General features: G+C 70.5%; 13 protein-coding genes. 6 read left to right on the forward strand and 7 right to left on the reverse strand.

Annotated elements, in window-relative coordinates; genetic code table 11:
• Positions 1–266 precede the first annotated feature (266 nt).
• A complete protein-coding gene (locus A4R43_RS23865; protein ID WP_113694375.1) occupies positions 267–1,385 on the forward strand; it encodes an FAD-dependent oxidoreductase in 1,119 nt (372 codons plus the stop codon).
• Here A4R43_RS23865 and A4R43_RS23870 read toward each other — a convergent pair.
• Positions 1,372–2,505, reverse strand: coding sequence for an erythromycin esterase family protein (locus A4R43_RS23870; RefSeq protein WP_113694376.1), 1,134 nt, complete (start codon positions 2,503–2,505; stop codon positions 1,372–1,374). The two genes, A4R43_RS23865 and A4R43_RS23870, sit on opposite strands and share 14 nt — an antisense overlap.
• Before the next feature lie 80 nt (positions 2,506–2,585).
• Here A4R43_RS23870 and A4R43_RS23875 point away from each other — a divergent pair, with 80 nt between their 5' ends.
• A complete protein-coding gene (locus tag A4R43_RS23875) occupies positions 2,586–3,296 on the forward strand; it encodes a TioE family transcriptional regulator (RefSeq protein WP_113694377.1) in 711 nt (236 codons plus the stop codon).
• A gap of 108 nt (positions 3,297–3,404) precedes the next feature.
• Here the strand turns inward: A4R43_RS23875 and A4R43_RS42865 are convergent, their stop codons facing one another.
• From A4R43_RS42865 to A4R43_RS23890, 4 genes are all read right to left on the reverse strand, one after another.
• Positions 3,405–3,563, reverse strand: coding sequence for a hypothetical protein (locus A4R43_RS42865; RefSeq protein WP_162788573.1), 159 nt, complete (start codon positions 3,561–3,563; stop codon positions 3,405–3,407).
• Positions 3,560–5,440, reverse strand: coding sequence for an acyl-CoA dehydrogenase family protein (locus A4R43_RS23880; protein WP_113694378.1), 1,881 nt, complete (start codon positions 5,438–5,440; stop codon positions 3,560–3,562). The genes A4R43_RS42865 and A4R43_RS23880 overlap by 4 nt, the downstream gene beginning before the upstream one ends.
• Before the next feature lie 84 nt (positions 5,441–5,524).
• A complete protein-coding gene (locus A4R43_RS23885) occupies positions 5,525–6,082 on the reverse strand; it encodes a hypothetical protein (protein ID WP_113694379.1) in 558 nt (185 codons plus the stop codon).
• Between the two features lie 93 nt (positions 6,083–6,175).
• Positions 6,176–8,182, reverse strand: coding sequence for a thioredoxin domain-containing protein (locus tag A4R43_RS23890; protein WP_113694380.1), 2,007 nt, complete (start codon positions 8,180–8,182; stop codon positions 6,176–6,178).
• 117 nt (positions 8,183–8,299) lie between these two features.
• Between A4R43_RS23890 and A4R43_RS23895 the strand changes: the two genes are divergently transcribed.
• Together A4R43_RS23895 and A4R43_RS23900 are read left to right on the forward strand one after the other, a co-directional pair.
• Positions 8,300–9,670 carry a 3' terminal RNA ribose 2'-O-methyltransferase Hen1 gene (locus tag A4R43_RS23895; RefSeq protein ID WP_113697840.1) on the forward strand — a complete coding sequence of 457 codons (1,371 nt, stop codon included), beginning with the start codon at positions 8,300–8,302 and terminating at the stop codon, positions 9,668–9,670.
• On the forward strand, positions 9,667–12,156 hold the full coding sequence (locus A4R43_RS23900) for a polynucleotide kinase-phosphatase (protein ID WP_113694381.1): 2,490 nt from the start codon (positions 9,667–9,669) through the stop codon (positions 12,154–12,156). The genes A4R43_RS23895 and A4R43_RS23900 overlap by 4 nt, the downstream gene beginning before the upstream one ends.
• Here A4R43_RS23900 and A4R43_RS23905 read toward each other — a convergent pair.
• Both A4R43_RS23905 and mca read right to left on the reverse strand, forming a co-directional pair.
• Positions 12,153–12,482 carry a hypothetical protein gene (locus A4R43_RS23905; protein ID WP_113694382.1) on the reverse strand — a complete coding sequence of 110 codons (330 nt, stop codon included), beginning with the start codon at positions 12,480–12,482 and terminating at the stop codon, positions 12,153–12,155. The genes A4R43_RS23900 and A4R43_RS23905 overlap by 4 nt on opposite strands.
• 12 nt (positions 12,483–12,494) lie before the next feature.
• Positions 12,495–13,394, reverse strand: coding sequence for a mycothiol conjugate amidase Mca (gene mca, locus A4R43_RS23910; protein WP_113694383.1), 900 nt, complete (start codon positions 13,392–13,394; stop codon positions 12,495–12,497).
• Positions 13,395–13,511: 117 nt separating this feature from the next.
• On the opposite strand from mca, the gene A4R43_RS23915 reads away from it, so the two are divergent.
• Both A4R43_RS23915 and greA read left to right on the forward strand, forming a co-directional pair.
• Positions 13,512–13,943 carry a DUF4307 domain-containing protein gene (locus A4R43_RS23915; protein WP_113694384.1) on the forward strand — a complete coding sequence of 144 codons (432 nt, stop codon included), beginning with the start codon at positions 13,512–13,514 and terminating at the stop codon, positions 13,941–13,943.
• A gap of 200 nt (positions 13,944–14,143) precedes the next feature.
• Positions 14,144–14,641, forward strand: coding sequence for a transcription elongation factor GreA (gene greA / locus A4R43_RS23920; RefSeq protein WP_113694385.1), 498 nt, complete (start codon positions 14,144–14,146; stop codon positions 14,639–14,641).
• The last annotated feature ends 72 nt before the right edge of the window (positions 14,642–14,713 follow it).

Raw genomic sequence — 14,713 nt, forward strand, 5'->3', positions numbered from 1 at the left:
GGTGGCAGCGAAGGGCCAGCGCCCGAGCCAGTTCGACGGGCGCACCGTGTCGACAGAGGTCGCGCGTCCTCTTGGGCCTGTTACAGCAAAGCGTGCGGCTGTAGCCGCCGCGAAGCTTGATCGTGACAACTGCTGTCAGTGGGGTGTCAGGCGTATCAGGGGGTTGCCAGTGCCGTGTGCGGGTGGTGCCAGGTGGCCCAACCAAGCTCCCAAGGTGAAAGCGGTCAGCCATGAGGGCTGCCCCATTTCCCCCTAGGAGCTACAAAATGCGCAAAAACGTCACGATCATCGGAGCTGGGCTTGGCGGGTTGACACTCGCGCGCGTGCTGCACGTCAACGGCATCCCGGCGACCATCTACGAAGCCGAAACCTCCCCCACAGCCCGCGCTCAGGGTGGGTTGCTCGACATCCACGACTACAACGGCCAGCTCGCCATCACCGCCGCCGACCTACAAGACGAGTTTCGTGCGCTCATTCTCGAGGGGCATGAGGCGATGCGCGTGCTCGACACCGACGGCAAGGTCCTGGTCGACAAGGCCGACGACGGCACCGGCGGCCGGCCCGAGGTGCCGCGTGGGGAACTCCGGCAGATGCTGCTCGACTCCCTCCCCGACGGCACTGTCCACTGGGGACGCAAGGTCACCACCACCCGCTCCCTCGGCGACGGGCGTCACGAGGTGGCGTTCGCGGACGGCAGCACCATCGTCACCAGTCTGCTCGTCGGCGCGGACGGGGCGTGGTCCCGCGTCCGCAGCCTGCTCACCGGCGCCACGCCCGAATACGCCGGGATGTCCGCCGTCGAGACCTATCTCTTCGAGGCCGACACGCGCCACCCGGCCACGGCGAAGGCCGTCGGCGGCGGGATGTTGATCGTGCCCGCGCCGGGCAAGGGGATCCACGCGCACCGCGAGGTCGGCGACACGCTGCACGCCTATATCCAGCTCCACCAGCCCCTCGACTGGTTCGAAGCCATCGACTTCACCGACGCCGCCGCGGCCACCGCGCGGCTCGCGCGGGAGTTCGACGGCTGGGCCCCCGAACTCACCGCGCTGATCACCGAAACCGACACCGCCCCGGTCTGGCGGCCCCACTACGCCCTGCCGGACGGCCTCCGCTGGGAGCGGGTGCCCGGCGTCACCCTGCTCGGGGACGCCGCGCACCTCGCCGTCCCCGACGGTGAAGGCGCCAACCTCGCCATGCTGGACGGCGCGGAACTCGCCAAGGCACTCGCCGCGCATCCCGGCGACACCGAGGCCGCCATCGCCGAGTACGAGCTGGCCATGTTCACGCGCAACGAAACGCGCGTCGACGAGGAATTCCTCCTGGAGACCTTGTTCGGCGACAACGTGCCGCAAAGCGTGGTCGACATGTTCAACGAGAACTGACGAGGTGCATGACCACGTCGGCGTCCTCGACGGTCGGCGGGTCCAGCGGGAAGTAACCCTGCGGCGGCGTGGTGTCGGTCCGGACGGCGGCCTCGGGAACACCGCGGATCAGGCCCCAGTCGGCAAAACGCGGCTGCAGCCAGGCTTCGTAGGTGCCCGCCGGCGGTTCCGCCAGCCCGATCACCTCGCTGCTGCCCAGGCTGCCCGCGACAAAGGTGTACGTCTCGTCCGAAACGGCGTTGACGATGGCACCCGCCGACGACCAGCGCAGCTTCATGTCCCACATGTCCAGCACGCTGTCGACCCGTTGCAGGTGCCGGTTGTGCGAGAACACCAGCGTGCCCCCGCGGGCGCGCTCATGGCTCCGGATGCTCAGCAGGTTCCGCGCCATGAGCGCGTCCCGGACCCCGCCCAGCTCCGACACCCGCGTGTCCATCGGCTCCACCGGCCTGGCGCAGTGCTCGTGGTACCGCAGCAGCGCGATCCCCGCGGTCAGGTGCACCTCCGCCCGGCGCCAGGCCGCGCGCGAAGTCTTCGCGATCAGCGAAGGCGCACCTGAATACAGCAGCACCAGCAGGTCGTCGGCGAGCACGCGCAACCGCACGGCTTCCGGCGTGGCGCCTGGCGAATCGGCGTAGTTCATCACCGCTTCCGTGCGGCTCCAACGGTGGTCGTCCCCGGCGAGACCGGCGATGTCGTGGTCCAGACCGAGGTAGTCGCGGGCCTGTTCGAGGTAGGGGCGCGGGCTGGGCGCGCTCATCGTCTCCATCGGGGTGTCGAAGCCGTGAAACGTCAGCTGCTCGGCGGACGGGCGGCCGTCGTTGTGCGAACGCATCCAAGCGACCAGCTCGCGGTTGAACTCCAGCTCGCCGAAGCCGTGCGAGAAACCGTCGCGCAGCGCGGTTTCGAGGGTGCCGATGCCGTCGCACACGAAGTCGTTCACGAGCTGCGCGCTCACCCGGTCGGTTTCCAGCGCGATCGACCGGAACCCGCGCGACGACACCAGCTGCGCGAACAGCTCGTTGCGCACGCGGGCGAAGCCCGGTTCCTGGTGCGTGGGCTCGCCGAAGGCGACGATGTCGGTGGAAGGGGTGACGAACTCTCGGATGTCCTGGCTCATGTGGGTAAAGCGTATCGTTGAAAGGTCCGTTGAAACTTGCTCGAACGCAGCCCTGGATGTGATGCGGTAAGTTTCAAACGGTGAAGAAGCGACCGGCGGACCTCGCGCGCGAGCACGGCATCTCGGCGCAGGCCGTCCGCAACTACGAGCAGGACGGTTTCCTCCCGCCCGCCGAGCGCACCGCCAGCGGCTACCGGATCTACACCGAGCTGCACGCCGCCGCCCTCCGCGCCTTTCTCGCGCTCGTCCCCGCTTACGGCCACGCGCTCAGCGGGCAGCTGATGAACGCGGTCCACAATGGTGCGCTGGACGAGGTCCTGACCGCCATCGACCGCGGCCACGCGCAGCTGCTCCGCGACCGCGGCACCCTCGATTCCGTGCGGCAGGCGGTCGGCCACCTGACCGCGGAAGCCGAACCGGCGCCGGCCGCGAAACCCCGCACCATCGGCGAACTCGCGCACCAGCTCAACCTCACCCCGGCCACGCTGCGCAACTGGGAAGCCGCCGGAATCCTTGCCCCGCAACGGGAACGCGGCACCGGCTACCGCATCTACCGCGCCAGCGACGTCCGTGACGCCGAACTCGCGCACCTGCTCCGGCGCGGCGGTTATCCGCTCGGGCACATCGCGACCGTCGTCGAGCAGATCCGCACCGCGGGCGGCACCGACTCGCTGGCCCGCGCCCTCGACGACTGGCAGCGGAAGCTCAACCGGCAGGGACTCGCCATGCTCAACGCGGCCCGGCTGCTCAGCGACTACCTCGAACTGGCAGGCGTCGGTCCAGGAACTTGAACAACACGGCAAAACCGACCGCCAGTGCGTGAACGCGCCCGCGACGGTGCCCCAGCTCATCCGGGGCCGTGGGCCGAAGACCGATGGTCGCCACCAGCGCCGCGCCGGTCAGGTGCACCTGTGGCGCCAGCACGATGGCAAAACCAGCCCGGTGATCAGGATGCCCAGCAGCGCGTCCAGCCGGACGACCCGCCAGCGGCGCCCGTCGGCGGCCGGGTTCCGCACCAGCACCAGTGCGCCGTGCCACCACCGGGAGGCGCGGTTCACGAGTCCAGCAGTGGGGCCCGCAGGAACTGGGACGGAACGGCGAAGCCGTCCACCAGGACGCGGGCGTGTGGCCGCAGTTCCGCGCACAGCGAGTTCACCGCGGACACCACGGCCTTCGAACGCGCCGACGTCAGCCGCCCGTGTTCGAGGAACCAGGCGCGGTCGGCTTCGATGTTGGCCAGGGCGTACAGATCGCACACCCGCTCCAGCAACGCCGCCGCGGCGGGGTCGGCGCACCGCGCGATCGCGGCGACGAAAGCCTCCAGCACCAGCCGATCGACGTGCACGCGGCCCGCGCGCAGCACGTGGTCCTGCGCGTTGTTGAACGCCTCGAACGGATCACCGCCGTCGACGGCCTTGCGCAGCCGCCGCGCGACACCGCCCAGCACATGCTCTTCGCGGTCTTCGAACAACTTCAGGTGCCACTCGCGGTTGAACAGCACGTCGTCGTCGTTCGCGCTCGCCAGGCGTTCCACCACCTTGCGTGCCGACGTGCGCTCGATGACCGTCTCCACGATCTGCTCGGCCACGAACCGCACGGTGCCGAACGTGCTCAGATCCGCGAACTGGTCCTTGTAGCTGGTCAGCAGGCCCTTCGCGACCAGCTGCAGCAACACCGTGTTGTCGCCCTCGAAGGTGGTGAACACGTCGGTGTCCGCCTTCAGCGCGGGCAGCAGGTTCTCCGAGAGATAGCCCGCGCCACCACAGGCTTCCCGCGCCATCTGGATGGTTTCCGTCGCGTGCCAGGTGGTGATGGCCTTGACACCCGCCGCGCGCGACTCCAGTTCGCGCTGCTCCTGCTCCGGCGGCTCGGTGCCGAGGTCGTGCAGCTTGCCGACCAGCTCCTCCTGCGCGAAGTGCAGCGCGTAGGTTTTCGCGATCGCGGGCAGCAGTTTCCGTTGGTGCGCCAGGTAATCCAGCAGCACGACCTCGTCACCGCCGGGCTTGAAGAACTGCCGCCGCCGCTCGCCGTACCGCACGGCGACCGCGAGCGCGCGCTTGGTGGCGTTGCCCGCGCTGCCCGCCACGCTGATCCGGCCGCGGATCAACGTGCCCAGCATGGTGAAGAACCGCCGGTTGTCGCTTTCGATCGGGCTCGAATACGTGCCGTCCTCGGCCACGTCGGCGAAACGGTTCAGCAGGGCTTCACGCGGCACGCGCACGTGGTCGAACGACAACCGTCCATTGTCGACACCGTTGAGACCGGCCTTGAGCCCGCAGTCGCTGATGGTCACGCCGGGCGCGGGCCTGCCGTCGATCCGGATCGGCACCAGGAAGGCATGCACACCACGGGTTTCGCCGCCAGTGATCAGCTGCGCGAACACCACGGCCAGCTCACCGTCACGCGCCGCGTTGCCGATGTACTCCTTGACCGCCGACTCGTCCGGCGTGTTGATCACGAACTCGCCGTGGTCGAAGGTCGCCGTGGTCCGCAGGTGCTGCACGTCCGAACCGTGCCCGTGCTCGGTCATCGCGAAGCAGCCGAGCAGGTCGAGGCCGGTGATGCGCCGCAGGTACTTCTCGTGGTGCCGCTCGGTGCCCAGCAACTGCACGGCACCGCCGAACAGGCCCCACTGCACACCGGCCTTGACCATCAGCGACAGGTCGCCGAAGCCGAGCATTTCGAACGAGGTCAGCGAGCCGCCGACGTCACCGCCACCGCCGTACGCCGGGTCGTAGCCGAGACCGGGCCGATCCGTGCGCGCAAGCGCTTGCAACTGCTCCAGCACCTGCGCGCGATGGGCCTCGGTGTCCAGCTCGGTCGGGTCGCGGAACTTCTCCTCGGCGATCTGCGCCCGGACCTCGCGCTTGAGCCCGGCCCACCGGCCGTCGAGTACCGCGGTCAGCGCTTCGGCTTCGACTTCGAGGTCGGGCACGGCTCCTCCTGGGTCGGCTGGCAGGCTGGCTACTGGTTAGTAACCAGCCTGCCGCAGAGCCAAACCGAACGCGACCCGAGTCACTCAACCGAGGTCGGGGCCCTTCGCCCGCAGGTCGTCCACCTTCGACATGGCATCACGCAGCTCGCCGAGCCAGGTGTCCGCGTGCTCGCCGACCAGCCGGACCGCCCACGCCAGCGCCTCCGACCGCGACCGCGCCACGCCGGAGTCCACCAGCGTGTCGAGCACCAGCCGCTCCGGCTGCCGCAGGCGCGTCATCACCGGCGCCGAGACCGTGGTGAACAGCTCCTGCGTGCCGCCGAGCCGCGCGCCCCACGAGACCTTCCGCTGGTAGCGGTGCTCGGCCTGGCGCGCGATCTCGATGCGCTCGTCGCGCGTCTCCTCGCGGAACCGGCTGATCCGGCCCGACTCGGCGGCACTGCGCGCGGCGTCGTCGGCGAACTCGCCTTCCAGCGGCGGCAGCTCGCCGACCAGCAGGATTTCCTCCCGATCCACGGTGACCGTGGGTGCCTCGGTGAACCAGCCGTCGGGCAGCCGGCCGGCAAACCAGGCCGCCGCGTCGTCCGCGGGTGGTACCTCGGTCTGCTGCCAGCCACCACGGCCGCGCCATCCTCGTCCCATGACCGCCTCCTTGATTACATGATTACGTTGCAACTCACGTTACGCCGGTAATCAGGCAAGGCGAGGTCCGTTCACTGTCGGCGGACAGCCGGGTCAAAGTGCCGCGCGGAGGTCCTCCACGCTGGTCACCGGGCGATCGCAGACGTAACCGCGGCACACGTAGGCCGCCGCCTGGCCGTCGACCAGCGGCCGGTCGGCGAGCAGCGGCACCCCCTCGGCGTCGGGCGCCCCGCCGAGCACGATGCCGCCGCCGTGCACCCGGCACGCGGCCTCGGCGACCAGCTCGGCACGCGCCGCGGCGTCCGCCCCGACCACCGCGACCTGCACCGGACCGGCACGCAACGCCTCGGCCACGCTCAGCCAGTGCCCGGCGAACCGCGGGATCTGCGACGACAGCGCACCCGTGCGGCTGACCGCCTGCTCGGCCGCGTCGCGGTACCGGCCGGCCGCCGCCGAACCGGCCAGCGCCGAAGCCGCCACCAGCGCACCGGCCAGCGCCGACGCGCCCGACGGGCTCGCGTTGTCACCGGGATCGGACGGCCGGTGGACCAGTTGCTCGGCGTCGTCCGCGGTGTCGTGGAAGGCACCGGGCACCTCGGGATCGGCGAACCTGGTCAGCGCGACCTCCAGCAGTTCGGTCGCGTCGGTCAGCCAGCGCGCCTCCCCGGTCGCCTGGTGCACCGCGAGCAGCCCGTCCGCCAGGCAGGCGTAGTCCTCCAGCACGCCGGCTGCTTCACCGACCACACCGTGCCGCGAACTCCGGCGCAGCCTGCCGTCGATCACGTGGTGGTCCACCAGGAACCGCGCGGCCTCGGCGGCGGCGTCGATCCACTGCGGCTTGCCGAGCGCCTGGCCCGCTTCGGCCAGCGCGGTGATGGCCAGGCCGTTCCAGGCGGCGATCACCTTGTCGTCCAGGCCCGGCTGCGGGCGGTCGGCCCGCGCGCGCAGCAGTGCCGCGCGGATGCGCGCCAAGCGCTCGTCGTCGTCCGGGTCGAGTTGCAACTGCAGCGTGGACGCCCCGCCTTCGAAGGTGCCCTCCTTGGTGACGCCGAACAGCTCGGCCGCCCATTCGCCGTCCTCCTCGTCCAGCACTTCGACGAGCTGGCCGGGCGTCCAGACGTAGGTCAGGCCCTCGATGCCCTGGGTGTCCGCGTCCAGTGACGCCGCGAAGCCACCCTCACCGGTACGGAGGTCGCGGAGCAGGAACTCGGCGGTCTCGACGGCGATCCGCTCGGCGAAGTCCGAGTCGGTGCGGCGGGCGAGGTGCGCGTAGAACCGGAGCAGCAAGGCGTTGTCGTACAACATCTTCTCGAAGTGCGGCACCACCCAGCCCGCGTCCACCGAGTACCGCGCGAAGCCACCGGCCAGCTGGTCGTACAGGCCACCGCGGCCCATCGCGTGCGCCACACGCTCCACAATGGACAAAGCTGCGGCGGAACCGGTGCGTTCGTGGTGGCGGAGCAGGAACTCCAGCACCATGGACGGCGGGAACTTCGGCGCACCGCCGAACCCGCCGTTGACCTCGTCCTCGTCCTCGGCCAGCTTCGCCACCGCACCGGCCAGCGCCTCATCGTCCACAACGGACTCCTGCAGCGGGCCGGTCCGCTCGGCCAGGTGCGCCATCATCTGCCCGGCGCCGTCGCGCAGCTCGTCCGGCCGCTCCTGCCACGCCTCGGCGACGGCGACCAGCAGCTGCGGGAACGACGGCATGCCGGGCCGCGGCCGCGGCGGGTAGTAGGTGCCGCAGTGGAACGGCTGCCCGTCCGGGGTCAGGAAGCAGGTCATCGGCCAGCCGCCCTGACCGGTCATCGCCTGGGTGGCGGTCATGTAGACGGCGTCGATGTCCGGGCGCTCCTCGCGGTCCACCTTGATGTTGACGAAGTTCGCGTTCATCAGTGAAGCGGTGCCCTCGTCTTCGAAGGACTCGTGGGCCATCACGTGGCACCAGTGGCAGGCGGCGTACCCGACCGACAGCAGGATCGGCACGTTGCGGCGCTGGGCCTCGGCGAGCGCTTCGGGGCCCCAAGGCCACCAGTCGACCGGGTTGTCCGCGTGCTGGAGCAGGTACGGGCTGGTCGCTGCGGCGAGTCGGTTCGGCATTCCTCTAGCGTTCCAGAGAAAGGGGGGCGCCGCGCAGCGGCTCGGTTGAGGGCGGTGGTGGGCTGGCGGGAGGGAAAAGCGCGTGTGCCGAACTCGGTCGCCCTGCACACTGTTCCGGTGTTGCTGACGATCTCCACCACCCACCGGCCGGCCACCGACCTCGGCTTCCTGCTGCACAAGCATCCGGAGCGCGCGCAGTCGTTCCCGATCTCGGCCGGCACGGCCCACGTGTTCTACCCGCGCGCCACCGAGGACGCCTGCACCGTGGCGCTGCTGGCGGAGATCGACCCGATCGCCCTGGTCCGCGGGGGTGCCACCACGCTGACCCAGTACGTCAACGACCGCCCGTACGCGGCGGGCTCGCAGCTCGCGGTGGCCCTGCGCACGGTGTTCACCACCGCGATGACCGGCCGCTGCGACGCGCGTCCCGAGCTGGCCCAGCAGCCGATCCCGCTGTCGATCCGGGTGCCGTCGTTGTGCTCGCGTGGCGGGATCGAGCTGGTCAGGCGGTTCTTCGAGCCGCTGGGCTGGCAGGTCGACGGCGAGCCCGTGCCGCTGGACGCCGAGATTCCCGGCTGGGCCGAGTCGCGGTATGTCGACGTGACGCTGACCGGTGAGCTGCGGCTCGCGGACGCCCTGCGCCAGCTGTACGTGCTGCTGCCCGCGCTCGACGGCACCAAGCACTACTGGGTCGGCCAGGACGAGGCCGACAAGCTGCTGCGCGCCGGCGACGGCTGGCTCGCCGCGCACCCCGAACGTGAGGCGATCACCAAGCGCTACCTGGAACATCGCCGTACGTACGTGAACTACGCGCTGGAACGACTCGGCATCGACGACGAGCCCGAGGAGCCGCGCGTCACCGAGGCGCCCGAGCAACCCGAGTCGCTGGCCAAGCAGCGCCAGGGCAGCGTGCTCGCGGCGTTGCGCGCGGCCGGGGCGCAGCGGGTGCTCGACCTCGGCTGCGGTGGTGGCGCGCTGCTGCGCGTGCTGATGCAGGAGCCGTCGTTCACCGAGATCGTCGGGCTCGACGTCTCGGCGAAGGCGCTGGACCTGGCCGAACGGCGGCTCAAGCTGGACCGGCTGCCGGACCGGCAGAAGGACCGGATCAGGCTGCGCCAGTCCTCGCTGACCTACGCCGACCCGTCGCTCACCGGCTACGACGCCGCCGTGCTGATGGAGGTGATCGAGCACCTCGACGAGGAGCGGCTGCCCGCGCTGGAACACGCCGTGTTCGGGGTCGCCCGGCCACGCGCGGTCATCGTGACCACCCCCAACTCGGAGTACAACGTGCGATTCGAAACCTTGCCCGCCAACACCTTCCGGCACTCCGACCACCGTTTCGAGTGGACTCGCGAGCAGTTCGGCCGGTGGGCGGACGGGGTCGCCGAACGCCACGGCTACACCGTGCGACGGCTGCCGGTGGGCGCCGAGGACCCGGAAGTCGGCGCGCCGACGCAGCTCGCGGTGTTCACGGAGGTGGCGGCATGAAGCTGACCATTCCCGACATGTCGCTGGTCGCGCTGGTCGGCGTGTCCGGTTCCGGCAAGTCGACCTTCGCGCGCACCCACTTCGCGCCGACGCAGGTGCTGTCGAGCGACTACTTCCGTGGCCTGGTCTCCGACGACGAGAACAACCAGCCGGCCAGCGCCGACGCCTTCGCCGCGCTGCACTTCGTCGCGGGCAAGCGGCTCGCGGCCGGACGGCTGACCGTGGTCGACGCGACCAACGTCCAGCGTGGTTCGCGCGCCGACCTGGTCAAGCTGGCCAAGGAGCACGACGTGCTGCCCACGGCCATCGTGTTCGACCTCCCCGAGTCGCTGTGCGTGGCGCGCAACGAGGCCAGGCCCGACCGGGACTTCGGCGCGCACGTGGTCCGGCGCCAGCGCGGCGAGCTCAAGCGGTCGCTGAAGTTCCTGCAGAAGGAGGGCTTCCGGCGGGTGCACGTGCTGCGCTCGGTCGAAGAGGTCGAAGCCGCCGAGATCGTGGTCGAGCCGCTGATGAACGACCGGCGCGACCTGACCGGGCCGTTCGACGTGATCGGTGACGTGCACGGCTGCCGCGAGGAACTGGAGGAACTGCTCGGCGAACTCGGTTACCTGCACGACGGCGCGTACCACCACCCCGAAGGCCGGACCGCGTTGTTCGTCGGCGACCTGGTGGACCGCGGGCCGGACACGCCCGGGGTGCTCGAACTGGTGATGGCCATGGTCGAGCGCGGCAGCGCGATGTCGGTGTGCGGCAACCACGAGCAGAAGCTGGTGCGCGCCCTGCAGGGCAAGAAGGTGCAGGTCACGCACGGCCTCGGCGAGTCGCTCGAGCAGCTGGGCAAGCGGGACGAGGCCTTCCGCGCCAAGTCGCTGGAGTTCTGCGACGGGCTGATCGCGCACTACGTGCTCGACGGCGGCAAGCTGGTGGTCGCGCACGCCGGGCTGCCCGAACGGTTCCACGGGCGGGCGTCCGGGCGCGTGCGCAGCACCGCGTTGTTCGGCGAAACCACCGGGGAGACCGACGAATTCGGCCTGCCCGTGCGGTATCCGTGGGCCCGCGACTACCGCGGCCGGGCAACAGTCCTCTATGGACACACGCCGACCCCGGACGCCGAGTGGGTCAACGGCACCATGTGCCTGGACACCGGATGCGTGTTCGGCGGCAAGCTGACCGCGCTGCGGTACCCGGAACGCGAAGTGGTTTCGGTGCCCGCGAAGAAGGTCTGGTACGAGCCCGTGCGCCCGCTGGGCCCGGCCAAGCGCGAGCCGACCGTGCTCGAACTCGCCGACGTCACCGGCAAGCGCATCCTCGAAACGCGCCACCACGGGCGGATCGGGGTCTCGGCCGAGCAGTCGGCGGCCGCGCTGGAGGTGATGAGCCGGTTCGCCGTGGACCCGCGGTGGCTGCTCTACCTGCCGCCGACCATGGCGCCGAGCGCCACTTCGGACCGGGAGGGCTTCCTCGAATACCCCGAGCAGGCCTTCGCCGAGTTCCGCGCGGCCGGTGTGCAGTCCGTGGTGTGCGAGGAGAAGCACATGGGCTCGCGGGCCGTGGTGCTGGTCTGCCGTGATTCCGGGGTCGCGCCCGCGCGCTTCGGCATCGAGGGCGACGGCGCGGTGTACACGCGCACCGGCCGTCCGTTCTTCCGCGACGGCGAGTTCCTCGGGCGCGTGCGGGAGGCGGTGACCGGGGCCGGGCTGTGGGAACTGCTCGACACCGACTGGCTCCTGCTGGACGCCGAGCTGATGCCGTGGAGCCTGAAGGCCGGGTCGCTCATCGCCGACCAGTACGCGTCGGTGGGCGCGGCCGCGCAGGCCGTGCTGCCCGCCGCGGTCGCCGAACTGGACGCGGCGGCCGCACGCGGAATCGACGTGGGGCCGCTGCTGGAGCGCACGCGGTCACGGGCTTCGGCGGTCGACGCGTACCGGACCGCCTACCGGCGCTACTGCTGGCCGACGGACGGGCTGAGCGGGGTGCGGCTGGCGCCGTTCCAGGTGCTGGCCTCCGCGGGCGCGGCGCACCACACGAAACCGCACGCGTGGCACCTCGACCTGGCGGCCCGGCTGGCCGCGGCCGATCCGGACCTGTTCGCCACGACCGCGACGAGGTTCGTCGACACCACGGACGCCGATGAACTGGCCGCGGCCACGCGGTGGTGGCTCGACCTCACCGAGGCCGGCGGGGAGGGCATGGTGGTCAAGCCCGCGGGGAACCTCACGCGAGGCGCGCGCGGGCTGGTGCAGCCCGGCGTCAAGGTGCGCGGGCGGGAGTACCTGCGGATCATCTACGGCCCCGAGTACCTCGACCACCTGCCGGAACTGCAGAGCCGGGGACTGGGCCGGAAGCGGGCGCTGGCGCTGCGCGAGTACGCGCTGGGCCTGGAAGCGCTCGACCGGGTCGCGCGGGGCGAGCCGCTCTGGCGCGTGCACGAATGCGTTTTCGCGGTGCTCGCGCTGGAGTCGGAGCCGGTGGACCCGCGGCTCTAACTGGAGGGCTTGACGTCCTCGGCCTTGGCGGTCTCGGGGGCCTCGGCGGTTTCGGGCTTGGGTTCGGTCCCGGCCTCGGCGGGCTTGTCTTCGCCCGCCGGGGCCGGTTCGTCGAAGCTGTCCGGCACCCGCTTGAGGTGTTTGGTCATCGAGCGGACCAGCAGCACCACCGCGATCAGGAACAGGATCAGCACCAGCAGGCCGACCGGCGAGGACTTGCCGAAGTCCTCGCCCTGGCCGCCGTTGTCGCCGTTGCCGGGCTGCTGGGCCAGCACCGCTGTCGCGGTGACCGGCACCGCGGCCAGGTCCGGCAGTACAAAACTCATGGGCTCACCTTCTCAGAGCTTGGCGGGACGTCCTTCGGCCGCCCCCGCGATGCCCGCGAACAAATCGTCCTCCGGAACCGTGCTGTCCACCAGGGAGCGGACCAGTTCGTACTCCTCGGTGGGCCACAGCTCGCGCTGGATCTCCAGCGGGGTGGCGAACCAGCGGCTGTCCGGGTCGATCTGGGTGGCGTGCGCCTTGAGCGCCTCGTCACGCACCTCGAAGTAGTCACCGCACTCGACGCGGGTGGTCACGCGCTCCATCACGTCCGGCTTGTCTTCGCTCCAGCGCTTGAGCCACTCCTCGTACGGCGACTCCAGCCCGGCCTTGAGCAGGGCCTCGTGCATCGCGGTCATCCGCGCGCGGGAGAAGCCGTGCACGTAGTACAGCTTCAGCGGCTGCCACGGCTCGCCGGCCTCCGGGTACTTGTCCGGGTCGCCTGCCGCGTCGAAGGCGGCCATCGAGATCTCGTGCGTGCGGATGTGGTCCGGGTGCGGGTAACCGCCGTTCTCGTCGTAGGTGACGATCACGTGCGGGCGGAAGTCGCGGATGGCCTCGACCAGCGGGCCGGTGGACTCCTCGATCGGCACGGTGGCGAACGAGCCCTCCGGCAGCGGGGGCAGCGGGTCGCCCTCGGGCAGGCCGGAGTCGACGAAGCCCAGCCACCGGTGCTGCACGCCGAGGATCTTCGCCGCGCGAGCCATCTCCTCGCGGCGGATCTCGGTCATGTTCTCCAGCACCTCCGGCCGGTCCATCGCCGGGTTGAGGATGCTGCCCGCCTCACCCCCGGTGCAGGTCACCACCATGACCTCGTGCCCTTCGGCGACGTAACGCGCCATGGTGGCCGCACCCTTGCTGGACTCGTCGTCCGGGTGGGCGTGCACCGCCATCAGCCGAAGCCCCATAACCGGCATGTCCCTTCTCTGCGCAGACCCCACGTCAAGCCCCCAGACAGCCAACGCGGATACTCAGGTCAGCTATTCCGCTCCCATTGTCCCCGTGACCCCGACAAGACGGCCCGGAGGCCCGGTTTGCCCACCGAAACGCCCGCTCGCCTGCCGGAAGGCCGCTACGGCAAGCCGTCCCGGCCCGCGCCGAAGCGGTGGCGCGTGTGGGCGCTGAGCGTGGCAGGCCTGCTGGTCGGCGGCGCCGTGGCGGTCCTGGCCTACGCCAATCTCGGCACCGCGCCGATCGAGGGCCAGCGCCGGTTGTTCACCGAGCTGCCGGGGAACGCGATGGAGATCACGGTCGACGTGACCAGGGACGAGCCCGAGCTGCCCGGCGTCTGCATCGTGCGCGTGCGCGACATCACCGGCGCCGAGAGCGGCAGGCGCGAGGTGCTGGTACCGCCCGGCGAAAGCAGCACCGCGGTGACGGCGGTGATCAAAAGCGCGGGACGGCCGGTGACCGCCGACGTATTCGGCTGCTCATACGAAGTACCGGAATATTTGTCAAGCCCGTAGCGGCCAACGGGGTGAACAGGGCGGTCAACGTCCGTTGAACGGTCGGAAACAGCGGCCTCGGGGCCGCTCGCCGTGTTATGCTGATCTACCGGCACGGCCCCAGGCGGGCCGTGTTTTTCCTTATATCTCTGCCTCGCCGGCGAGCCACGCCGGCGAGGTAGCCGGCTTGTATACCCAAGACCGGCAGGCCCGACGAGGAGATGGTGACCGTGAGCGACACCCAGGTGACCTGGCTGACCCAGGATGCCTACGACAGGCTCAAGAACGAGCTCGACGAACTGATCGAGAATCGTCCGGTCATCGCCGCGAAGATCAACGACAGCCGGGAAGAGGGCGACCTCAAGGAGAACGGTGGCTACCACGCCGCCCGCGAGGAACAGGCCCACCAGGAGTCCCGCATCCGCCACCTCCAGGAGCTGCTGCGCGCGGCCAAGGTGGGCGAGGCACCGGCGAACGACGGACTCGCGGAGCCCGGCAAGATTCTCACCGTGCGTTACGAGGGCGATGACGAGGACGAGAAGTTCCTGCTCGCCACCCGTGAGGAGGGCGCCGAGGGCGACCTCGACGTGTACTCCCCGGAGTCACCGCTCGGCCGCGCCCTGCTCGGCGCGAAGGAGGGCGAGGCTCGCGAGTACGAGCTGCCCAACGGCAACACCCAGAAGGTCACCCTGATCAAGGCGGTCCCCTACACCGGCTGATCCGCCGCTGTCTTCCCGAGTGGGCTATGCCGACCTGAAGAATGCACGCCCGGCCGTGAGCTTTGCCCATGG

This window comes from Amycolatopsis albispora (assembly GCF_003312875.1).
Taxonomy (GTDB): domain Bacteria; phylum Actinomycetota; class Actinomycetes; order Mycobacteriales; family Pseudonocardiaceae; genus Amycolatopsis; species Amycolatopsis albispora.

What these genes read in the sequence shown, in the direction of transcription:
- A4R43_RS23885 (WP_113694379.1), bottom strand. Translation starts at nt 6,082, where the DNA reads ATGGGACGAGGATGGCGCGGCCGTGGTGGCTGGCAGCAGACCGAGGTA.
- A4R43_RS23890 (WP_113694380.1), bottom strand. Translation starts at nt 8,182, where the DNA reads ATGCCGAACCGACTCGCCGCAGCGACCAGCCCGTACCTGCTCCAGCAC.
- A4R43_RS23900 (WP_113694381.1), top strand. Translation starts at nt 9,667, where the DNA reads ATGAAGCTGACCATTCCCGACATGTCGCTGGTCGCGCTGGTCGGCGTG.
- A4R43_RS23870 (WP_113694376.1), bottom strand. Translation starts at nt 2,505, where the DNA reads ATGAGCCAGGACATCCGAGAGTTCGTCACCCCTTCCACCGACATCGTC.
- A4R43_RS23865 (WP_113694375.1), top strand. Translation starts at nt 267, where the DNA reads ATGCGCAAAAACGTCACGATCATCGGAGCTGGGCTTGGCGGGTTGACA.
- greA (WP_113694385.1), top strand. Translation starts at nt 14,144, where the DNA reads ATGGTGACCGTGAGCGACACCCAGGTGACCTGGCTGACCCAGGATGCC.
- mca (WP_113694383.1), bottom strand. Translation starts at nt 13,394, where the DNA reads ATGCCGGTTATGGGGCTTCGGCTGATGGCGGTGCACGCCCACCCGGAC.
- A4R43_RS23905 (WP_113694382.1), bottom strand. Translation starts at nt 12,482, where the DNA reads ATGAGTTTTGTACTGCCGGACCTGGCCGCGGTGCCGGTCACCGCGACA.